We start from the raw sequence: 19,845 nt of genomic DNA on the forward strand, positions 1-19,845 counted from the left end.
CGGGTGGACCACCCGCGCGGCTGCTTGGGTACCCCCGTTTTGACCTCCCCGTCACGGCCAAGGTATCTTTGCTACTCGTGCCCGACCCATGTCGGGTCGGTCCGTGTGCCTGTGCCGCGCGGTCCACGACGAGGGCGTCCACCTGGATGTCGTCGGGTGGACTCCTGCCAGTCACGCCGGAGTTCCTCCCGAACCCCGCTGGGATGGTTTTCTTCCCGTGCGGGTGCCGCGAGAGAGGGCGACACGCCCGACCTCGGGGGGCGGGCGGAAGAGCAGGAACCGCAAGTACACAGTGCCTTCGGCGCCCTCGCGGGGGTGTCGAGAGTTAAAGAGAAAGCCGGTCTATGCCCACGATCCAGCAGCTGGTCCGCAAGGGCCGCCAGGACAAGGTCGCCAAGCAGAAGACTGCGGCTCTCAAGGGGAGCCCGCAGCGGCGTGGCGTGTGCACGCGCGTGTACACCACCACCCCGAAGAAGCCCAACTCCGCGCTCCGCAAGGTCGCTCGCGTCAAGCTGACCAGCGGCATCGAGGTCACGGCGTACATCCCTGGTGAGGGCCACAACCTGCAGGAGCACTCCATGGTGCTCGTGCGCGGCGGTCGTGTGAAGGACCTCCCGGGTGTTCGCTACAAGATCATCCGCGGCTCGCTGGACACGCAGGGCGTGAAGAACCGCAAGCAGGCGCGCAGCCTCTACGGCGCGAAGAAGGAGAAGAGCTGACATGCCCCGTAAGGGACCGGCCCCGAAGCGGCCGCTGATCTCCGACCCGGTGTACAGCTCGCCGCTGGTCACCCAGCTCATCAACAAGGTGCTCAAGGACGGCAAGCGCTCGGTCGCCGAGCGCATCGTCTACGGCGCCCTCGAGGGTGCCCGCGACAAGACCGGTACCGACCCGGTCGTCACGCTCAAGCGCGCTCTCGACAACGTGAAGCCGACGCTGGAGGTCAAGAGCCGCCGCGTCGGTGGTGCGACCTACCAGGTGCCGATCGAGGTCAAGCCGGGTCGCTCGACGACCCTGGCGCTGCGCTGGCTGGTGTCGTTCTCCCAGGCCCGCCGCGAGAAGACCATGATCGAGCGGCTGATGAACGAGCTTCTCGACGCCTCCAACGGTCTTGGCGCCAGCGTCAAGCGCCGCGAGGACACGCACAAGATGGCTGAGTCCAACAAGGCCTTCGCCCACTACCGCTGGTGATCACGGGCGTCCGCCATCCGGTGGACGCCTCAGCGGCGCCGTAGCTCAAGGACAGGGGAAGAACCCGTGGCACTCGACGTGCTGACCGACCTGGCCAAGGTCCGCAACATCGGGATCATGGCCCACATCGACGCGGGCAAGACCACGACGACCGAGCGGATCCTCTTCTACACGGGGATCAGCTACAAGATCGGCGAGGTGCACGACGGCGCCGCGGTCATGGACTGGATGGAGCAGGAGCAGGAGCGGGGCATCACGATCACCTCGGCTGCCACCACCTGCTACTGGAAAGACCACCAGATCAACATCATCGACACCCCGGGGCACGTCGACTTCACCGTCGAGGTGGAGCGGTCCCTGCGGGTGCTCGACGGTGCCGTCGCGGTGTTCGACGGCAAGGAAGGTGTCGAGCCCCAGTCCGAGCAGGTCTGGCGCCAGGCATCGAAGTACGACGTCCCGCGCATCTGCTTCGTCAACAAGATGGACAAGCTGGGCGCGGACTTCTACTTCACCGTGCGCACCATCTCCGAGCGCCTCGGCGCCAAGCCGCTGCCCATCCAGATCCCGATCGGTGCCGAGGGCGACTTCATCGGCGTCGTCGACCTGGTCGAGATGCGGGCGCTGACCTGGCGCGGTGAGGTGAAGAAGGGCGAGGACTACACGATCGAGGCGATCCCGGAAGACCTGCTGGAGACCGCGCAGGAGTACCGGGACGCCCTGATCGAGGCGGTCGCCGAGACCGACGACGAGCTCATGGAGCTCTACCTCGGTGGCGAGGAGCTGTCGGTCGAGCAGATCAAGACCGGCATCCGCAAGATCGTCACCGACGCGACCGCGTACCCGGTGCTCTGCGGCTCGGCGTTCAAGAACAAGGGCGTGCAGCCCATGCTCGACGCCGTGATCGACTACCTGCCGTCGCCGCTGGACGTCCCCGCCGTCGAGGGCACGCTGCAGGACGGCGAGACCAAGGTGACCCGCAGGCCCAGCGTGGAGGAGCCGTTCTCCGGGCTGGCCTTCAAGATCGCCTCGCACCCGTTCTTCGGCAAGCTCACCTACGTCCGCGTCTACTCGGGACGGGTCGCCTCCGGTGCCCAGGTCATCAACTCGACCAAGGACCGCAAGGAGCGCATCGGGAAGCTCTTCCAGATGCACGCCAACAAGGAGCAGCCGGTCGACGAGGCCATCGCCGGGCACATCTACGCCGTCATCGGGCTCAAGGACACCACCACCGGTGAGACCCTGTCCGACCCGGCGAACCCGATCGTGCTCGAGTCGATGACCTTCCCGGACCCGGTCATCCAGGTCGCCATCGAGCCCAAGACCAAGGCCGACCAGGAGAAGCTGGGCACCGCGATCCAGAAGCTGGCCGAGGAGGACCCCACCTTCAAGGTCAGCCTGGACGAGGAGACCGGCCAGACGATCATCGCGGGCATGGGCGAGCTCCACCTGGACATCCTGGTGGACCGCATGCGCCGCGAGTTCAAGGTCGAGGCCAACATCGGCAAGCCGCAGGTGGCCTACCGCGAGACCATCCGCAAGACGGTCGAGAAGCTGGACTACACCCACAAGAAGCAGACCGGTGGGTCGGGCCAGTTCGCGAAGGTCGTCATCAAGCTCGAGCCGCTCGACACCACGACCAGCGACGGCGCGCTCTACGAGTTCGCCAACGGGGTCACCGGTGGCCGCGTCCCGCGCGAGTACATCCCCTCGGTCGACGCCGGTGCGCAGGACGCCATGCAGTACGGTGTTCTCGCCGGTTACCCGCTCGTGGGGCTGAAGCTGACGCTGCTCGACGGTGCCTACCACGAGGTGGACTCCTCCGAGATGGCGTTCAAGGTCGCCGGTTCCATGGCGCTCAAGGAGGCTGCCCGCAAGGCAGGCCCCGTGATCCTGGAGCCGATGATGGCGGTCGAGGTGACCACGCCCGAGGACTACATGGGCGATGTCATCGGCGACCTGAACTCCCGCCGCGGCCAGATCCAGGCCATGGAGGAGCGCAGCGGGGCCCGCATCGTCAAGGCGCTGGTGCCGCTGTCTGAGATGTTCGGGTACGTGGGCGACCTGCGGTCCAAGACCCAGGGCCGCGCCAACTACTCGATGGTGTTCGACTCCTACGCCGAGGTTCCCGCGAACGTGGCGAAGGAAATCATCGCCAAGGCGACGGGGGAGTAGTCCCCTACCCGCGTAAGCGGGGCCACCTCGGCCCCGCGGCCCGCAACAGACCCAGATAGCCGCTCCCGGGCCGGGCAGATAATGTCCGGCTCGGAAGTGGAACAGAGCAGCAGATCCAGTCCAGGAGGACAGTCCAGTGGCGAAGGCCAAGTTCGAGCGGACCAAGCCGCACGTCAACATCGGCACCATTGGTCACATCGACCATGGCAAGACCACGCTGACCGCGGCCATCTCGAAGGTCCTGCACGACAAGTACCCCGACCTGAACCCCTTCACGCCGTTCGACGAGATCGACAAGGCGCCGGAGGAGAAGCAGCGCGGTATCACCATTTCCATCGCGCACATCGAGTACCAGACGGAGAAGCGCCACTACGCGCACGTCGACTGCCCGGGTCACGCCGACTACGTCAAGAACATGATCACCGGTGCCGCGCAGATGGACGGCGCCATCCTGGTGGTCGCGGCGACCGACGGCCCGATGCCGCAGACCCGTGAGCACGTGCTGCTGGCCCGCCAGGTCGGCGTGCCCTACATCGTGGTCGCGCTGAACAAGGCCGACATGGTCGACGACGAGGAGATCCTGGAGCTCGTCGAGCTCGAGGTCCGCGAGCTGCTGTCCGCTCAGGACTTCCCGGGTGACGACCTCCCGGTCGTGCGCGTCTCCGCGCTCAAGGCCCTCGAGGGCGACGCCGAGTGGGGCGCCCGCCTCATCGAGCTCATGGACGCCGTGGACGAGAGCATCCCGGAGCCCGAGCGCGACGTCGTCAAGCCCTTCCTCATGCCCGTCGAGGATGTCTTCACGATCACCGGCCGCGGCACCGTCGCGACCGGTCGCATCGAGCGCGGCATCATCAACGTCAACGAGGAGGTGGAGATCGTCGGCATCAAGGAGAAGGCGCAGAAGAGCACCGTCACCGGTGTCGAGATGTTCCGCAAGCTCCTCGACCAGGGCCAGGCCGGTGACAACGTCGGTCTCCTGCTGCGCGGCATCAAGCGCGAGGACATCGAGCGCGGCCAGGTCATCGTGAAGCCGGGCACCACGACCCCGCACACCGAGTTCGAGGCCCAGGTCGTCATCCTGAGCAAGGACGAGGGCGGTCGTCACACCCCGTTCTTCAACAACTACCGCCCGCAGTTCTACTTCCGCACCACCGACGTGACCGGCGTGGTGACCCTCCCCGAGGGCACCGAGATGGTCATGCCGGGCGACAGCACGGGCATGACGGTCAACCTGATCCAGCCCATCGCGATGGACGAGGGTCTGCGCTTCGCCATCCGCGAGGGTGGCCGCACCGTCGGCGCCGGTCGGGTCGTCAAGATCCTCAAGTAGTGCCACCGGGGGTCGGACCAGGCGGTCCGACCCCCCGATTTGGATCGTCACACCTGCGTGTGGCATCCTTCATGGGTTGCTCGTCGCGGGGCGGCCGGGTTCCACGTACCGGCCGCCTCCGCGTGGGAGCCGGGGTGTCAGCACCCCTCTAGACAACAGATGCTCGGCTTGCCCAAGGATTTCGTCCAAGGGACCGCCATGCGACACGGGCGCGACACGCCCGACCGCGTGGACCGGGAGCCGCGGGATCGCAGCATGTGAACAGGGAAGCGGCGCGGTTCGGCCTGACAGGTCTGCCGACATCGCAACGACAAGAGGAACGGCAAGCCACCATGGCGGGACAGAAGATCCGCATCCGGCTCAAGGCCTACGACCACGAGGCGATCGACGCGTCCGCGCGAAAGATCGTGGAGACCGTGACGCGCACCGGCGCACGGGTCGTGGGGCCAGTGCCGCTGCCCACGGAGAAGAACGTCTACTGCGTCATCCGCTCGCCGCACAAGTACAAGGACTCGCGCGAGCACTTCGAGATGCGCACGCACAAGCGTCTCATCGACATCCTCGACCCGACCCCGAAGACGGTCGACGCGCTCATGCGCATCGATCTGCCTGCGAGTGTCGACGTCAACATCCAGTAAGCGTGCGGCGCTGAGCGGCGGAGAGAAACACAGTCATGTCTGACAGGCAGATGAAGGGAATCCTGGGCACCAAGCTCGGGATGACCCAGGTCTTCGACGAGAACAACCGGATCGTCCCGGTCACCGTCGTCAAGGCGGGGCCCAACGTGGTCACGCAGGTGCGCACCCAGGACAGCGACGGCTACGTCGCCGTCCAGCTCGCGTACGGCGCCATCGACCCGCGCAAGGTGAACAAGCCCGAGGCAGGGCACTTCACCAAGGCCGGTGTCACCCCGCGCCGCGTGCTCGCTGAGCTGCGCACCACCGACGCCGCGTCCTACGAGCTCGGCCAGGAGATCACCGCTGAGGTGTTCGAGGCCGGTCAGGTGGTCGACGCGACCGGTACGACCAAGGGCAAGGGCACCGCTGGTGTCATGAAGCGCCACGGCTTCAAGGGCCTCGGCGCCTCGCACGGCACCCAGCGCAAGCACCGCTCGCCCGGCTCCATCGGCGGCTGCGCCACCCCGGGCCGCGTCTTCAAGGGTCTGCGCATGGCGGGCCGCATGGGCCACGTGCGCGTGACCACCCAGAACCTCACGGTGCACCAGGTGGACGCCGAGTCCGGCCTGATCCTGCTCAAGGGCGCCGTTCCCGGCCCCAAGGGCGGTCTGGTGTTCCTCAAGACTGCCGCGAAGGGCGGTGCCTGATGAGCAGCGTTGACATCAAGGCCCCTGGCGGCAAGACCGACGGCAGCGTCGAGCTGCCCGCCGAGATCTTCGACGTCCAGGCCAACGTGCCGCTGATGCACCAGGTCGTGGTGGCCCAGCTGGCCGCGGCCCGCCAGGGCACGCACTCCACCAAGACCCGCGGCGAGGTCTCCGGCGGCGGCAAGAAGCCGTACCGCCAGAAGGGCACCGGCCGCGCCCGCCAGGGCTCGACCCGCGCGCCGCAGTTCGTCGGCGGTGGCGTGGTCCACGGCCCGCAGCCGCGCGACTACTCGCAGCGCACCCCGAAGAAGATGAAGGCCGCCGCCCTGCGCGGTGCCCTCTCCGACCGGGCGCGCGCGGGCCAGGTGCACGTGGTGACCGGCCTGGTGGACGGGGACACCCCGTCGACCAAGACCGCCCGCCTGCTGCTGGAGTCGATCACCAGCGCCCGGCGCGTGCTGGTCGTGCTGACCCGCGACGAGGACGTCGCCTGGGTGTCGGTGCGCAACCTGCCGCACGTGCACGTGATCGCGCCCGACCAGCTCAACACCTATGACGTGCTGGTCAACGACGACGTGGTGTTCACCAAGGCCGCCTACGACGACTTCCTGTCCCGGCCGGTCAAGGTCGGCAAGGCCAGGGCCACCTCGGCCGAGGCCGCGAAGTCCGAGGAGGACAAGTGATCCCCGACCCCCGAGACATCCTTCTCGCGCCGGTGATCTCCGAGAAGTCCTACGGGCTCCTCGAGGAGAACAAGTACACCTTCGTGGTGCACCCGGACGCCAACAAGACCGCCATCAAGATCGCGGTGGAGAAGGTTTTCGGCGTCAAGGTCGTCAGCGTCAACACGCTGAACCGCAACGGCAAGCGCAAGCGGACCCGCACCGGGTACGGCAAGCGCAAGGACACCAAGCGGGCAATCGTGACGCTGTCCGCCGAGAGCAAGCCGATCGAGATCTTCGGCGGCCCGGCCGCGTAAGGGACTGAGCAGACATGGGTATCCGCAAGTACAAGCCGACGACCCCGGGTCGTCGCGGCGCCAGTGTCTCGGACTTCGCCGAGATCACGCGGTCGACGCCGGAGAAGTCACTGATCCGTCCGCTGCACGGACGGGGCGGTCGCAACGCGCACGGCAAGATCACCACCCGGCACAAGGGTGGCGGTCACAAGCGCGCGTACCGACTGATCGACTTCCGGCGCAACGACAAGGACGGTGTGCCAGCCAAGGTCGCGCACATCGAGTACGACCCCAACCGCACCGCGCGCATCGCGCTGCTGCACTACGCCGACGGCGAGAAGCGCTACATCATCGCGCCGAACAAGCTGTCGCAGGGCGACCCGATTGAGAACGGCCCCCGCGCCGACATCAAGCCGGGCAACAACCTGCCGCTGCGCAACATCCCGGTCGGCACCGTGATCCACGCGATCGAGCTCCGCCCCGGTGGCGGCGCGAAGATCGCGCGGTCCGCGGGCACCAGCGTGCAGCTGGTCGCCAAGGACGGTCCGTACGCGCAGCTGCGCATGCCCTCCGGCGAGATCCGCAACGTCGACGTGCGCTGCCGCGCCACCGTCGGCGAGGTCGGCAACGCCGAGCACTCCAACATCAACTGGGGCAAGGCGGGCCGCATGCGCTGGAAGGGCCGCCGCCCGACCGTCCGCGGTGTCGCGATGAACCCGGTCGACCACCCGCACGGTGGTGGTGAGGGCAAGACCTCCGGTGGTCGCCACCCGGTGAACCCGGCCGGTAAGCCCGAGGGCCGCACCCGCAGCCGCAAGAAGGCCAGCGACAAGATGATCGTCCGCCGCCGCCGTACCGGCAAGAAGCGCTGAGCAGGAGGTTAAGACAATGCCACGCAGCCTGAAGAAGGGCCCGTTCGTGGACGACCACCTGCTCAAGAAGGTGGACGTGCTCAACGAGTCCGGCAAGAAGACCGTCATCAAGACCTGGTCGCGTCGCTCCACGATCATCCCCGACATGCTGGGGCACACGATCGCGGTGCACGACGGCCGCAAGCACGTCCCGGTGTTCGTCTCCGAGGCCATGGTGGGGCACAAGCTGGGCGAGTTCGCCCCGACCCGCACCTTCAAGGGCCACATCAAGGACGACCGCAAGGCCCGTCGCCGCTAGTCGGCGGCTCGATCACCAGAGCAAGCTAGAAGAGAGCAAGGGAAGCAGCGATGAACGCCCGTAACGATGCCGAGGCGCAGGAAGAGTTTCCGCGCGCCGTGGCACGGGCTCGCTACGTTCGCGCCACGCCGATGAAGGTGCGCCGCGTCGTCGAGCTCATCAGGGGACGTAGCGCCAGCGAGGCCCTGGCCGTGCTCCGGTTCGCGCCGCAGGCAGCCAGCGACCCGGTGGCCAAGGTGCTCGCGAGCGCCGTCGCCAACGCAGAGAACAACCTCAACCTCGACCCCGACACCCTGTGGGTGGCCGTGGCGTACGTGGACGAGGGCCCGACGCTGAAGCGGTTCCGGCCGCGCGCCCAGGGGCGGGCGTACCGGATCCGCAAGCGCACGAGCCACATCACGGTCGAGGTGGAGTCGCGTCCGGTGGTGGCCAAGCAGGCGCCCAAGCGCCGGACGAGCACGAAGGGTGGTGCCCGCTAGATGGGGCAGAAGATCAACCCGCACGGCTTCCGACTCGGCATCACCACCGATTGGCGGTCGCGCTGGTACGCGGACAAGCAGTACGCGGAGTACGTCGCTGAGGACGTGAAGATCCGCAAGCTGCTGTCCAAGGGCATGGAGCGCGCGGGCATCTCCCGCGTGGAGATCGAGCGGACCCGCGACCGGGTGCGCGTCGACATCCACACCGCCCGCCCGGGCATCGTCATCGGCCGCCGCGGCGCCGAGGCCGACCGGATCCGCGGCGAGCTGGAGAAGCTCACCAAGAAGCAGGTGCAGCTCAACATCCTCGAGGTCAAGAACCCCGAGGCCGACGCCCAGCTGGTCGCCCAGGTGACCGCTGAGCAGCTGTCCAACCGGGTGTCCTTCCGCCGCGCGATGCGCAAGGCCATCCAGTCGGCCATGCGCTCGCCGCAGGTCAAGGGCATCCGGGTGCAGTGCGGTGGCCGCCTCGGTGGCGCCGAGATGTCGCGCTCCGAGCACTACCGCGAGGGTCGCGTCCCGCTGCACACGCTGCGCGCCGACATCGACTACGGCTTCTTCGAGGCCCGCACCACCTTCGGCCGCATCGGCGTCAAGGTGTGGATCTACAAGGGCGAGGTCGTCGGCGGTCGTCGCGAGTCCGACACCCGCTCGGCAGCGCCGGACTCCCGGCGCGAGCCGCGCCGCGAGCGCCCGAACCGCGCTCGGCGCTCCGGTGCCACCGGCACCACTGCCACCAGCACCGAGGCGGGGCGTGCCGCCGCCGAGGCGCAGACGAAGTCGGAGTCCGACGTTGCGTCGAGCTCCGCGGGTAACGGGGAGGGCTGACCCATGCTGATCCCGCGCAGGGTCAAGCACCGCAAGCAGCACCACCCCAAGCGGGCCGGTGCGGCCAAGGGCGGAACGAAGGTCACCTTCGGCGAGTTCGGCATCCAGGCGCTGGAGCCCGCTTACGTGACCAACCGGCAGATCGAGTCCGCGCGTATCGCCATCAACCGGCACATCCGCCGCGGTGGCAAGGTGTGGATCAACATCTTCCCGGACCGCCCGCTGACCAAGAAGCCCGCCGAGACCCGCATGGGTTCCGGCAAGGGCTCCCCGGAGTACTGGGTGGCCAACGTCAAGCCGGGTCGCGTCGTCTTCGAGATGAGCTTCCCGAACGAGCAGGTCGCGCGCGAGGCGCTGCGTCGCGCCATCCACAAGCTCCCGATGAAGTGCCGGATCGTCACGCGTGAGGGTGGTGACTTCTGATGGCGGCGGGAACCACGTCCTCGGACCTGCGCGAGCTGACCGACGAGGAGCTGGTGCTGCGGCTGCGGGAGGCCAAGGAGGAGCTGTTCAACCTCCGCTTCCAGATGGCCACCGGGCAGCTGGACAACAACCGCAGGCTGCGGGTCGTCCGGCAGGACATCGCCCGGGTCTACACCGTGATGCGCGAGCGCGAGCTCGGCCTCTCGGCGTCCCCGGACGCGACCAGCAATGAAGGTGCTGCATGAGCGAGAACGAGACCGTGACCGAGACCGCGACCGACGTGCGCAACAACCGCAAGGTCCGCGAGGGCCTGGTCGTGTCCGACAAGATGGACAAGACCATCGTCGTCGCGCTCGAGGACCGCAAGAAGCACCCGCGCTACGCCAAGGTCCTGCGCTCCACCACCAAGGTGAAGGCGCACGACGAGGCGAACACCGCGGGTGTCGGTGACCGGGTCCTGCTGATGGAGACCCGCCCGCTGTCGGCGACCAAGCGCTGGCGGCTCGTGGAGATCCTCGAGAAGGCCAAGTAAGGGAAGACAGCTAGGCCGAGCCTGTCAGGTCGGAAATCTGGCAGGCCACGAATGGTCAGGGAGTTGAGCACGTGATCCAGCAGGAGTCGCGGCTGCGCGTCGCCGACAACACCGGTGCGAAGGAAATCCTTTGCATCCGTGTTCTCGGTGGCTCCGGCCGCCGCTACGCGGGTATCGGCGACATCATCGTCGCCACCGTCAAGGACGCGATCCCCGGTGCCGGTGTGAAGAAGGGTGACGTCGTCAAGGCGGTCATCGTCCGCACCGTCAAGGAGCGCCGTCGTCCGGACGGTTCCTACATCCGCTTCGACGAGAACGCGGCCGTCCTCATCAAGAACGAGGGCGAGCCCCGCGGGACCCGCATCTTCGGCCCGGTCGGCCGCGAGCTGCGCGACAAGAAGTTCATGAAGATCATCTCGCTCGCACCGGAGGTGCTCTGACATGAAGATCAAAAAGGGTGACACCGTTGTCGTGATCTCCGGCAAGGACAAGGGCGCGAAGGGCAAGGTCATCCAGGCCTACCCGACCACCAACAAGGTCCTGGTCGAGGGCGTCAACCGGATCAAGAAGCACACCCGGATCTCGCAGACCCAGCGCGGCGCGCAGTCCGGCGGCATCGTGACCCAGGAAGCCCCGATCCACGTCAGCAACGTCATGCTGGTGGCCGACGGCAAGGCCGTCCGGGTCGGGTACGCGTTCAACGACGACGGCCGCAAGGTCCGCGTGGCCCGCGGCAAGGGCAACGGGAAGGAGATCTGATCATGACTACCACTGAGAAGGTCATCCCGCGGCTCAAGACCCGCTACCGCGAAGAGATCGTCACCACCCTGCGGGGTGAGTTCGACTACGCGAACATCATGCAGATCCCCGGCGTGGTGAAGGTCGTCGTCAACATGGGTGTCGGCGACGCCGCCCGCGACGGCAAGCTCATCGAGGGCGCGGTCCGCGACCTGGCCACCATCACCGGCCAGAAGCCCGAGGTCCGCAAGGCCCGCAAGTCCATCGCGCAGTTCAAGCTGCGCGAGGGCATGCCGATCGGCGCGCGCGTGACGCTGCGCGGCGACCGCATGTGGGAGTTCCTCGACCGCCTGCTGACGATCGCACTGCCCCGCATCCGCGACTTCCGCGGCCTGTCGGGCAAGCAGTTCGACGGCAACGGCAACTACACCTTCGGTCTCAACGAGCAGTCCATGTTCCACGAGATCGACCCCGACTCCATCGACCGGCAGCGCGGCATGGACATCACCATCGTGACCACCGCGACCAACGACGAGGAGGGCCGGGCGCTGCTCAAGCACCTGGGCTTCCCCTTCAAGGAGCAGTGATCCATGGCTAAGAAGGCTCTGGTCGCCAAGGCAGCCCGCAAGCCCAAGTTCGCGGTCCGCGCCTACACCAGGTGCAACCGGTGCGGTCGCCCGCACTCGGTGTTCCGCAAGTTCGGGCTGTGCCGGATCTGCCTGCGGCAGATGGCACACCGCGGTGAACTCCCCGGCGTCAGCAAGTCCAGCTGGTAGGTGAACCACTCGGGCCACTCCTGATCGGGAGTGGCCCAGTGGTGCCTCACCGGCTTGTATCCCCCAGTTCGCCGTAGGCCCTCCCCTGGGAACCCCGGCGAGAAAGGTTGACAGGTCACCATGACGATGACCGACCCGATCGCAGACTTCTTGACTCGTCTGCGCAATGCCAACTCGGCATACCACGACTCGGTCGTGCTGCCGCACAGCAAGCTCAAGGCGAACATCGCCGAGATCCTCAAGCGCGAGGGCTACATCGCGGGCTACCGCGACGAGGACGGCGAGAAGGGCAAGAACCTCGTCGTCGAGCTGAAGTACGGCCCGAACCGCGAGCGGAGCATCGCCGGTCTGCGACGGGTGTCCAAGCCCGGCCTGCGGGTGTACGCGAAGTCGACCAACCTGCCCAAGGTCCTCGGCGGCCTCGGCGTGGCCATCATCTCCACGTCCGGCGGCCTGCTGACCGAGCGCCAAGCCGGTAAGCAGGGCGTGGGCGGCGAAGTCCTCGCGTACGTCTGGTAAGGGGGAAACAGAATGTCTCGCATCGGAAGGCTTCCGATCCCCGTCCCAGCCGGGGTTGACGTCACCATCGAGGGACAGAGCATCAGCGTGAAGGGCCCCAAGGGCACCCTGGCGCTGAGCGTGTCCGAGCCGATCACCGTGGAGCGCGCCGAGGACGGCACCCTCCAGGTCACCCGGCCCAACGACGAGCGGCAGAACCGGGCCCTGCACGGCCTGACCCGCTCGCTGGTCAACAACGTCGTCATCGGCGTCACCGCCGGTTACGAGAAGAAGATGGAGATCCACGGCGTCGGTTACCGCGTCGTGGCCAAGGGCTCCGACTTGGAGTTCGCGCTCGGCTACAGCCACCCGGTCAAGGTCACCGCCCCAGACGGCATCACCTTCGCGGTGGAGAGCCCGACCAAGTTCTCCGTCTCCGGCATCGACAAGCAGCGCGTCGGCGAGGTCGCGGCCAACATCCGCAAGCTGCGCAAGCCCGACCCGTACAAGGGCAAGGGCGTGCGGTACGCGGGCGAGAAGATCCGCCGCAAGGTCGGAAAGACGGGTAAGTGATCATGAGCGACTCCACAGTCACCAAGCGCAAGCCGGTGGGCAAGGACATCTCCACCCGGCGCCGCGTCTCCAAGGCTCGCAGGCACTTCCGGCTCCGCAAGAAGGTCGCGGGCACCGTCGAGCGCCCCCGCCTGGTCGTGCACCGGTCGGCCAGGCACATCACCGCGCAGGTCATCGACGACCTCGCTGGGCACACTCTGGTCAGTGCGTCCAGCCTGGAAGCCGACGTCCGCGCGGTGGACGGCGACAAGAAGGCCCGCGCGGCCAAGGTGGGCGCTCTGCTCGCCGACCGCGCCAAGGCCGCTGGCATCGCCAAGGTCGTCTTCGACCGGGGCGGCAACAAGTACACCGGCCGGATCGCGTCGCTGGCCGACTCGGCCCGCGAAGCGGGGCTGGAGTTCTGATGATGGTTCTGCACAAGGGAAGGAACGCCTGATGCCGGGACGTACGCGGCAGTTCGGCGGCCAGGGCCAGGGCGGCCCCGGCGGCGGCCAGGGCGGCAACGACCGCGGTGAGCGCCGCGACCGGCGCGACCGCCGTGACGGTGGCGGCCGCGGTGCCGCCGCGGAGAAGACCCCGCACCTCGAGCGCGTGGTCGCCATCAACCGGGTCGCCAAGGTCGTGAAGGGCGGTCGTCGCTTCAGCTTCACCGCCCTGGTCGTGGTCGGTGACGGCGACGGCATGGTCGGTGTCGGCTACGGCAAGGCCAAGGAGGTGCCCGCCGCGATCGCGAAGGGTGTCGAGGAGGCGAAGAAGAACTTCTTCCGCGTCCCCCGCATCGGCGGCACCATCCCGCACCCGATCCAGGGTGAGAAGGCGGCTGGCGTGGTGCTCCTGCGCCCGGCCAGTGCCGGTACCGGCGTCATCGCCGGTGGCCCGGTCCGCGCCGTCCTGGAGTGCGCGGGCGTGCACGACGTGCTGTCGAAGTCGCTGGGTAGCGACAACGCCATCAACATCGTTCACGCGACCATGGCCGCACTGCGCGGCCTGCAGCGCCCGGAGGAGGTCGCGGCCCGCCGCGGCCTGCCGCTGGAGGACGTGGCACCCGCGGGCATGCTCCGCGCCCGCGCCGCCGCGGCCACCGCCGGGACGGGGGCGTGACGACGATGGCACAGCTGAAGGTCACGCAGGTGCGCAGCTCCATCGGCACCAAGCGCAACCACCGTGAGTCCCTCCGCACGCTCGGGCTGCGCAAGATCCGGCAGTTCACCGTGCGCGAGGACACGCCAGAGGTGCGCGGCCTCATCCACACCGTCCGCCACCTCGTCACCGTCGAGGAGGTCGACTGATGGCCATCAAGATCCACCACCTGCGGCCAGCCGCTGGCGCCAACAAGGCCAAGACCCGTGTCGGTCGTGGTGAGGGCTCCAAGGGCAAGACCGCTGGTCGAGGCACCAAGGGCACCAAGGCGCGCAAGAACGTCCCCGCGCGCTTCGAGGGTGGCCAGATGCCGATCCAGATGCGGCTGCCGAAGCTCAAGGGCTTCAAGAACCGCTTCCGGGTCGAGTACCAGGTCGTCAACGTCGGGGACGTCGCCACGGCGTTCCCCGACGGCGGCGACGTGAGCATCGCCGACCTGGTCCACGCCGGTCTGGTCCGCAAGGGCTCGCTGGTCAAGGTCCTGGGCAACGGCGACGTCAACGGCGTCAAGCTCAACGTCACGGCGGACAAGTTCTCCGGCTCCGCGTCGGAGAAGCTGACCGCCGCGGGTGGCACCGCCACCCTGGCGAGCGCGTAAGCACGCTCTTCCCGAAGGGCCCCGGACCTCGTGTCCGGGGCCCTTCGGCGTCTCCCGGCGCTGAGCAGCCCCCGGATCGATCCTTCCAGCGGGCGGCGCCGGGGCGGAAGCGCGTGGTCGCTGCCTGTGGACAACCCGCTCCGGACTGTGGACACCTCGGCTCGATCTGTGGACAGCTCGGGTCCGGTGTGGACGGCCGGCGGCCGGGCAACTCTGGTGATTTCCCGGTTTAAGCCCTTGGCCGGGACAACCATCGGATGATAGGACTCCGCCATGTGGGTCCTCGTGTTCCTCGGTGCGGCGTTCCTGGTGGCCATGACGCCCGGGGCGAACAACCTCCTCGGCATGCACCACGGCATGCGCTACGGCCCGGCCCGCGGGGTCACCGCGCTGGTCGGGCGGCTGACCGGGTTCGCGCTGCTGATCACCGCCGTGGCGGCCGGGCTGGGCAGCCTGCTGGCCGCCTCCGAGATCGCGCTCACCGTCGTCAAGTGGGCCGGTGTCGGGTACCTGGTCTACCTGGGCGCAAGGATCCTGCTGACCAGGCAGGTCCCTGAAGAGGTGCCGGAGGAGCAGGTGGCACCGAACCTGATCAGCCTGGCGCGCAAGGAGTTCCTCGTCGCGGTGACCAACCCCAAGGCGGTGCTGATCTTCACCGCCTTCGTGCCGCAGTTCGTCGAGCCCGACCGCGGGCCGGTGACCGTCCAGGTCCTGCTGCTCGGCGCGCTGTACCTGCTGGCAGAGCTGGTCGCCGGGAGCATCTACGTCGGGGTCGGCGCGGTGGTCAGGGCGGTGCGGATGAGCAGGCGCGCGCACCGGCGGTTGGACCAGGGAACCGGGGTCATCCTGCTCGGAATGGCCGCGCTGTTAGCCACGTCACCCCGCTGAAGCCCGTTGTCCGGCAGGATCTCGGTACCTCGGGGTGCTGGAGGCCGCGGGCGTGCTGTTAGAGTCGAGAGCACGCTTCGAGGTCAGTTGCCCCGGAGCGCCCCTGGCCTGCCAATACCTGGCAGGCCGACCCTGTACCCGCCGGCGCAAAGCCGGTTCAGCCGTTCACCGGTAATGAGCTGCCGGTGACGCCGAGGAGGTTCTTGCGTGTTCAGCGCCTTCCGCTCGGCTCTCGCGACGCCGGACTTGCGCCGTAAGATCCTTTTCACGCTCGGGATCATCGTGGTCTACCGGATCGGTGCCTTGCTGCCGTCGCCGGGCGTGTCCTACCCGAACGTGCAGAAGTGCCTCGACCTCGTCGACAACAGCGGCATCTACGGCCTGCTGAACCTGTTCAGCGGCGGAGCCCTGCTCCAGTTGTCGGTGTTCGCGCTGGGCATCATGCCCTACATCACCGCGAGCATCATCATCCAGCTGTTGACGGTGGTGATCCCCCGCTTCGAGCAGCTGAAGAAGGAAGGCCAGGCGGGCCAGGGCAAGCTCACGCAGTACACGCGCTACCTCACCATCGCGCTGGCCGTGCTGCAGGCGACCGGCATCGTCGCGATGGCCGACCGCAAGCAGCTGTTCGGCAACTGCCCGGACGACATCATCCCGAACAGCAACATCTTCACGCTGTCCGTCGTGGTGATCACCATGACCGCGGGCACCGCGCTGATCATGTGGTTCGGCGAGCTGATCACCGAGCGCGGCATCGGCAACGGCATGTCGCTGCTGATGTTCGTCAACATCGCCGCGCGCATCCCGTCCGAGGGCATGAACATCCTCAAGCAGAACGGCGGCCTGGTCTTCGCCATCGTCTGCGTGTTCGGCCTGCTGATCATCGCCAGCGTCGTGTTCATCGAGCAGGGCCAGCGCCGCATCCCGGTGCAGTACGCCAAGCGCATGATCGGTCGCCGGATGTACGGCGGCACCTCGACCTACCTGCCGCTGAAGGTCAACCAGGCCGGTGTCATCCCGGTGATCTTCGCGTCCTCGCTGCTCTACCTGCCGGACCTGATCTCCCGGCTGGTCGGCCAGGACAGCTCCGCCTGGCAGCGCTTCATCGCCGACCACATCGTGAACCAGGCCAGCTGGGTGCACATCGGCATCTACTTCGCGCTGATCATCTTCTTCACCTACTTCTACATCACCATCACGTTCAACGTGAACGAGCGTGCTGACGAGATGAAGAAGTTCGGCGGGTTCATCCCCGGCATCCGCCCGGGCCGCCCGACGTCGGAGTACCTGAGCTTCGTGTTGAGCCGCATCACGCTCCCCGGCTCGATCTACCTCGGCATCATCGCGGTGCTGCCGAACTTCTTCCTCGAAGTCACCGGTCAAGGCCAGAACCAGAACTTCCCGTTCGGCGGTACCGCCGTGCTCATCATGGTGGGCGTCGGCCTTGACACGGTGAAGCAGATCGAGAGCCAGCTGATGCAGCGCAACTACGAAGGGTTCCTCAAGTGACGCGTGTTGTTCTCGTTGGACCGCCCGGAGCGGGCAAGGGCACCCAGGCGACAGCGCTGAGCGAACAGCTCGGTGTACCGCACATCTCCACCGGGGACCTGTTCCGGGCGCACATCGCGAACAACACCGAGCTCGGCCAGGACGTCCGGCGGTACCTGGACTCCGGCCAGCTCGTGCCGGACGAGGTCACCAACGAGATGGTCCGCGAGCGGCTCGAGGAGCCGGACGCGCGCGCGGGCTTCCTGCTCGACGGGTTCCCGCGCAACGTGGGCCAGGCCGAGGTGCTCGGCAAGATCCTGAGCAGCACCGGCCAGGCGATCGACGCGGTGGTGGAGTTCAAGGTCGACGAGGACGTCGTGGTCAAGCGGCTGCTGGCCAGGGGCCGCACCGACGACAACGAGGACGTCATCCGCCGCCGCCAGGAGATCTACCGCTCCGAGACCGCGCCGCTGCTGAGCTACTACGGCGACTCGGTGATCACCGTCGACGCCGTCGGCGAGGTCGGCGACATCACCGAGCGCGTGCTCTCGGCGCTGCGCGACCGGACGTGACCGGTGGTCTGCTCGGCGGTCTCCGGCTCACCATCGCGTCCTGGAAGTCGCGGATGATCGAGATCAAGACACCGGCCCAGCTCGACGCCATGCGCGCCGCTGGGCTGGTGGTGGCCAGCGCCCTGGCCGCGGTCGCCGAGGCGGCCAAGGCCGGGGTCAGCACCGCCGAGCTCGACGAGCTCGCCGAGCAGACCATCCGCGACGCCGGTGCGGTGCCCTCGTTCAAGGGCTACCACGGCTTCCCGGCCAGCATCTGCGCCTCGGTCAACGAGCAGATCGTGCACGGCATCCCCTCGCGCGGGCAGGTGCTCGCCGACGGCGACCTCATCTCCGTCGACTGCGGCGCCATCCTCGACGACTGGCACGGCGACTCGGCGGTGACGCTGTTCGTCGGGTCGGTCACCGACGCCGAGCAGGCGCTCTCGGACGCCACCCGCGACGCCATGCGCGCGGGCATCGCCGCGGTCACCCCTGGTGCCCGGCTCACCGACATCTCCCACGCGATCGAGACCTCGGTTCACGCGAGCGAGCGAACGCACGGTCGCCAGTACGGCATCGTGCGCGAGTACGGCGGCCACGGCATCGGCAGCGCCATGCACATGGACCCGTTCCTGCCCAACTACGGCAAGCCCGGCAAGGGCCCGCGGCTGCGCGTCGGCATGGCGATCGCCATCGAACCGATGCTCACCCTGGGTGTCGAGGAGACCGTCGAGCTCGAGGACGGCTGGACCGTGGTCACCGCGGACGGCTCGCGCGCCGCGCACTGGGAGCACACCGTCGCGGTCACCGACGACGGCCCCTGGGTGCTGACCGCCCCCGAGTAGGCCGTCCCCCGGCCGATACCCCCCGATTTGGGGCCGGTATACACACGCGCGTACACTTGACCGCTGGCGCTCTAATGCGCCGATTCCGTCGTGCGTGTCATCCGGGTGGGGGTCGTTCTGGCCACCCCGCGCGTCCGGCGGTAAGCCGAAGCTACACCCACCGTCACGAAACGCGGAGGACATGGGCAAGAAGGACGGGGCCATCGAGGTCGAAGGCCGCGTGGTCGAGCCACTCCCCAACGCGATGTTCCGCGTCGAGTTGGAGAACGGCCACAAGGTGCTGGCACACATCAGCGGCAAGATGCGGCAGCACTACATCCGCATCCTGCCCGAGGACCGGGTTGTCGTAGAGCTGTCGCCCTACGACCTGTCCCGCGGCCGCATCGTCTACCGCTACAAGTGACGTTCCCGGCCGACCAGCCGGGAAGCCACTATCGGTGCCCCCGCACGGGGGCACGCGGCCGAAGCAGGAGAAGACAGACGTGAAGGTCAACCCGAGCGTCAAGAAGATCTGCGACAAGTGCAAGGTGATCCGCCGCCACGGCCGGGTCATGGTGATCTGCGAGAACCTGCGCCACAAGCAGCGCCAGGGCTGAGCACGCTCACCGCCTAGCCGGTCGCCGAGCTACGCGACAGCAAGGAAGAGGACCTCCCGCCACCTGTCGGGTCACACGGACCCGACTCACCCCCGGACTCCAGGCCGGGGCCTGGGTAGCCACCCAGGGCGGTGCGGGAGAAGACCTGGGGATCACTGACGAGGAGATACCGCCAGAATGGCACGTGTCGCAGGCGTAGACCTCCCCCGCGAGAAGCGGATGGAGATCGCGCTGACCTACATCTTCGGTATCGGTCGGACCCGCTCCAAGGAGCTGCTGACCGCCACCGGGATCAGCCCGGACCTGCGGGCCAAGGACCTGTCCGACGAGGACGTCGTCCGGCTCCGGGACTACATCGAGACGAACTTCAAGGTCGAGGGTGACCTCCGCCGCGAGGTGCAGGCCGACATCCGACGCAAGATCGAGATCGGCTGCTACGAGGGTCTGCGGTGGCGCCGCGGTCTTCCCGTCCGCGGCCAGCGGACGAAGACCAACGCCCGTACCCGCAAGGGGCCGAAGAAGACCGTCGCCGGCAAGAAGAAGGCCGGAAAGAAGTGACCAAGAGCTGCGAGACCGTGGTCGCCGTCGTTCCCCAACGACGTCGGAACCGGGCCTTCATGGCCCTCACCGTCGCGCCCAAGTGCGCCCGCCCGGCAGCACTGCGCGAGCTCTACACGGACGCCGGATCAATCATCCGCAACGCAGCTCCTGAGATCACCACCTCGCGCACCAGCTAGGAGAAACCCG

Annotated in this window: 33 protein-coding genes; all 33 read left to right on the forward strand. The window is 67.8% G+C overall.

Features of this window, described 5'->3' with window-relative positions; all coding sequences use genetic code 11:
• Positions 1-344: 344 nt before the first annotated feature.
• On the forward strand, positions 345-719 hold the full coding sequence (gene rpsL / locus BMY07_RS12125) for a 30S ribosomal protein S12 (protein ID WP_092777655.1): 375 nt from the start codon (positions 345-347) through the stop codon (positions 717-719).
• 1 nt (position 720) lies between these two features.
• Positions 721-1,191, forward strand: a complete 471-nt coding sequence (rpsG, locus tag BMY07_RS12130; protein WP_026424116.1) for a 30S ribosomal protein S7 — start codon at positions 721-723, stop codon at positions 1,189-1,191.
• A gap of 66 nt (positions 1,192-1,257) precedes the next feature.
• A complete protein-coding gene (fusA, locus tag BMY07_RS12135; protein ID WP_092777657.1) occupies positions 1,258-3,363 on the forward strand; it encodes an elongation factor G in 2,106 nt (701 codons plus the stop codon).
• A gap of 136 nt (positions 3,364-3,499) precedes the next feature.
• Positions 3,500-4,693, forward strand: coding sequence for an elongation factor Tu (tuf, locus tag BMY07_RS12140; RefSeq protein WP_092777659.1), 1,194 nt, complete (start codon positions 3,500-3,502; stop codon positions 4,691-4,693).
• A 332-nt stretch (positions 4,694-5,025) separates the two neighbouring features.
• A complete protein-coding gene (gene rpsJ, locus BMY07_RS12145) occupies positions 5,026-5,331 on the forward strand; it encodes a 30S ribosomal protein S10 (RefSeq protein WP_003938093.1) in 306 nt (101 codons plus the stop codon).
• 35 nt (positions 5,332-5,366) lie between these two features.
• Positions 5,367-6,017 carry a 50S ribosomal protein L3 gene (gene rplC, locus BMY07_RS12150; RefSeq protein ID WP_092777661.1) on the forward strand — a complete coding sequence of 217 codons (651 nt, stop codon included), beginning with the start codon at positions 5,367-5,369 and terminating at the stop codon, positions 6,015-6,017.
• The gene (rplD, locus tag BMY07_RS12155; RefSeq protein WP_092777663.1) at positions 6,017-6,700 is read left to right on the forward strand and encodes a 50S ribosomal protein L4; all 684 of its coding nucleotides are present in this window, start codon (positions 6,017-6,019) and stop codon (positions 6,698-6,700) included. Before rplC ends, rplD begins: the two co-directional genes overlap by 1 nt.
• Positions 6,697-6,996: a 50S ribosomal protein L23 gene (rplW, locus tag BMY07_RS12160; protein ID WP_018682831.1), complete on the forward strand. Its 300-nt coding sequence runs from the start codon at positions 6,697-6,699 to the stop codon at positions 6,994-6,996. The genes rplD and rplW overlap by 4 nt, the downstream gene beginning before the upstream one ends.
• A 14-nt stretch (positions 6,997-7,010) precedes the next feature.
• The gene (rplB, locus tag BMY07_RS12165; RefSeq protein WP_092777665.1) at positions 7,011-7,847 is read left to right on the forward strand and encodes a 50S ribosomal protein L2; all 837 of its coding nucleotides are present in this window, start codon (positions 7,011-7,013) and stop codon (positions 7,845-7,847) included.
• 16 nt (positions 7,848-7,863) lie between these two features.
• Positions 7,864-8,145, forward strand: coding sequence for a 30S ribosomal protein S19 (gene rpsS, locus BMY07_RS12170; RefSeq protein WP_092777667.1), 282 nt, complete (start codon positions 7,864-7,866; stop codon positions 8,143-8,145).
• Between the two features lie 50 nt (positions 8,146-8,195).
• Positions 8,196-8,624 carry a 50S ribosomal protein L22 gene (gene rplV / locus BMY07_RS12175; protein WP_092777669.1) on the forward strand — a complete coding sequence of 143 codons (429 nt, stop codon included), beginning with the start codon at positions 8,196-8,198 and terminating at the stop codon, positions 8,622-8,624.
• Complete coding sequence (rpsC, locus tag BMY07_RS12180; RefSeq protein WP_092777671.1) at positions 8,625-9,452, forward strand: 30S ribosomal protein S3; 828 nt, start codon at positions 8,625-8,627, stop codon at positions 9,450-9,452.
• A gap of 3 nt (positions 9,453-9,455) precedes the next feature.
• Positions 9,456-9,875, forward strand: coding sequence for a 50S ribosomal protein L16 (rplP, locus tag BMY07_RS12185; RefSeq protein WP_092777673.1), 420 nt, complete (start codon positions 9,456-9,458; stop codon positions 9,873-9,875).
• Positions 9,875-10,120 (forward strand): 50S ribosomal protein L29, encoded by a 246-nt coding sequence (rpmC, locus tag BMY07_RS12190; RefSeq protein ID WP_092777675.1) that lies wholly within the window; start codon positions 9,875-9,877, stop codon positions 10,118-10,120. Before rplP ends, rpmC begins: the two co-directional genes overlap by 1 nt.
• Complete coding sequence (gene rpsQ / locus BMY07_RS12195; protein WP_092777677.1) at positions 10,117-10,407, forward strand: 30S ribosomal protein S17; 291 nt, start codon at positions 10,117-10,119, stop codon at positions 10,405-10,407. The genes rpmC and rpsQ overlap by 4 nt, the downstream gene beginning before the upstream one ends.
• A 71-nt stretch (positions 10,408-10,478) precedes the next feature.
• On the forward strand, positions 10,479-10,847 hold the full coding sequence (gene rplN, locus BMY07_RS12200) for a 50S ribosomal protein L14 (RefSeq protein ID WP_018682823.1): 369 nt from the start codon (positions 10,479-10,481) through the stop codon (positions 10,845-10,847).
• Position 10,848: 1 nt separating this feature from the next.
• Positions 10,849-11,166: a 50S ribosomal protein L24 gene (gene rplX, locus BMY07_RS12205; protein ID WP_092777679.1), complete on the forward strand. Its 318-nt coding sequence runs from the start codon at positions 10,849-10,851 to the stop codon at positions 11,164-11,166.
• A 2-nt stretch (positions 11,167-11,168) separates the two neighbouring features.
• Complete coding sequence (gene rplE, locus BMY07_RS12210) at positions 11,169-11,732, forward strand: 50S ribosomal protein L5 (protein WP_092777681.1); 564 nt, start codon at positions 11,169-11,171, stop codon at positions 11,730-11,732.
• A gap of 3 nt (positions 11,733-11,735) precedes the next feature.
• The gene (locus tag BMY07_RS12215) at positions 11,736-11,921 is read left to right on the forward strand and encodes a type Z 30S ribosomal protein S14 (protein WP_035279543.1); all 186 of its coding nucleotides are present in this window, start codon (positions 11,736-11,738) and stop codon (positions 11,919-11,921) included.
• Positions 11,922-12,041: 120 nt separating this feature from the next.
• Positions 12,042-12,440 (forward strand): 30S ribosomal protein S8, encoded by a 399-nt coding sequence (rpsH, locus tag BMY07_RS12220; RefSeq protein WP_092777683.1) that lies wholly within the window; start codon positions 12,042-12,044, stop codon positions 12,438-12,440.
• A 12-nt stretch (positions 12,441-12,452) separates the two neighbouring features.
• Positions 12,453-12,992 carry a 50S ribosomal protein L6 gene (gene rplF / locus BMY07_RS12225; protein WP_092777685.1) on the forward strand — a complete coding sequence of 180 codons (540 nt, stop codon included), beginning with the start codon at positions 12,453-12,455 and terminating at the stop codon, positions 12,990-12,992.
• Between the two features lie 2 nt (positions 12,993-12,994).
• The gene (rplR, locus tag BMY07_RS12230; RefSeq protein WP_245782338.1) at positions 12,995-13,396 is read left to right on the forward strand and encodes a 50S ribosomal protein L18; all 402 of its coding nucleotides are present in this window, start codon (positions 12,995-12,997) and stop codon (positions 13,394-13,396) included.
• 31 nt (positions 13,397-13,427) lie between these two features.
• The gene (rpsE, locus tag BMY07_RS12235; protein ID WP_092777689.1) at positions 13,428-14,093 is read left to right on the forward strand and encodes a 30S ribosomal protein S5; all 666 of its coding nucleotides are present in this window, start codon (positions 13,428-13,430) and stop codon (positions 14,091-14,093) included.
• 5 nt (positions 14,094-14,098) lie between these two features.
• On the forward strand, positions 14,099-14,281 hold the full coding sequence (rpmD, locus tag BMY07_RS12240; RefSeq protein ID WP_092778305.1) for a 50S ribosomal protein L30: 183 nt from the start codon (positions 14,099-14,101) through the stop codon (positions 14,279-14,281).
• Complete coding sequence (rplO, locus tag BMY07_RS12245) at positions 14,278-14,730, forward strand: 50S ribosomal protein L15 (RefSeq protein WP_092777691.1); 453 nt, start codon at positions 14,278-14,280, stop codon at positions 14,728-14,730. The genes rpmD and rplO overlap by 4 nt, the downstream gene beginning before the upstream one ends.
• A 273-nt stretch (positions 14,731-15,003) precedes the next feature.
• A complete protein-coding gene (locus BMY07_RS12250; protein ID WP_092777693.1) occupies positions 15,004-15,618 on the forward strand; it encodes a LysE family translocator in 615 nt (204 codons plus the stop codon).
• Between the two features lie 207 nt (positions 15,619-15,825).
• A complete protein-coding gene (secY, locus tag BMY07_RS12255; RefSeq protein WP_092777695.1) occupies positions 15,826-17,127 on the forward strand; it encodes a preprotein translocase subunit SecY in 1,302 nt (433 codons plus the stop codon).
• Entirely contained in the window at positions 17,124-17,678 is a 555-nt protein-coding gene (locus BMY07_RS12260; protein WP_092777697.1) for an adenylate kinase, read from the forward strand. Before secY ends, BMY07_RS12260 begins: the two co-directional genes overlap by 4 nt.
• A 53-nt stretch (positions 17,679-17,731) precedes the next feature.
• Positions 17,732-18,502 (forward strand): type I methionyl aminopeptidase, encoded by a 771-nt coding sequence (gene map / locus BMY07_RS12265; protein ID WP_092778307.1) that lies wholly within the window; start codon positions 17,732-17,734, stop codon positions 18,500-18,502.
• A 181-nt stretch (positions 18,503-18,683) separates the two neighbouring features.
• On the forward strand, positions 18,684-18,905 hold the full coding sequence (gene infA / locus BMY07_RS12270) for a translation initiation factor IF-1 (RefSeq protein ID WP_005166804.1): 222 nt from the start codon (positions 18,684-18,686) through the stop codon (positions 18,903-18,905).
• A 79-nt stretch (positions 18,906-18,984) separates the two neighbouring features.
• Positions 18,985-19,098, forward strand: a complete 114-nt coding sequence (gene rpmJ, locus BMY07_RS12275; RefSeq protein WP_018682809.1) for a 50S ribosomal protein L36 — start codon at positions 18,985-18,987, stop codon at positions 19,096-19,098.
• Between the two features lie 177 nt (positions 19,099-19,275).
• A complete protein-coding gene (gene rpsM, locus BMY07_RS12280; RefSeq protein WP_092777699.1) occupies positions 19,276-19,656 on the forward strand; it encodes a 30S ribosomal protein S13 in 381 nt (126 codons plus the stop codon).
• A complete protein-coding gene (locus BMY07_RS12285) occupies positions 19,653-19,835 on the forward strand; it encodes a hypothetical protein (protein WP_092777701.1) in 183 nt (60 codons plus the stop codon). Before rpsM ends, BMY07_RS12285 begins: the two co-directional genes overlap by 4 nt.
• Positions 19,836-19,845 lie beyond the last annotated feature (10 nt).

It is taken from the genome of Actinokineospora terrae (genome assembly GCF_900111175.1).
Classification (GTDB): domain Bacteria; phylum Actinomycetota; class Actinomycetes; order Mycobacteriales; family Pseudonocardiaceae; genus Actinokineospora; species Actinokineospora terrae.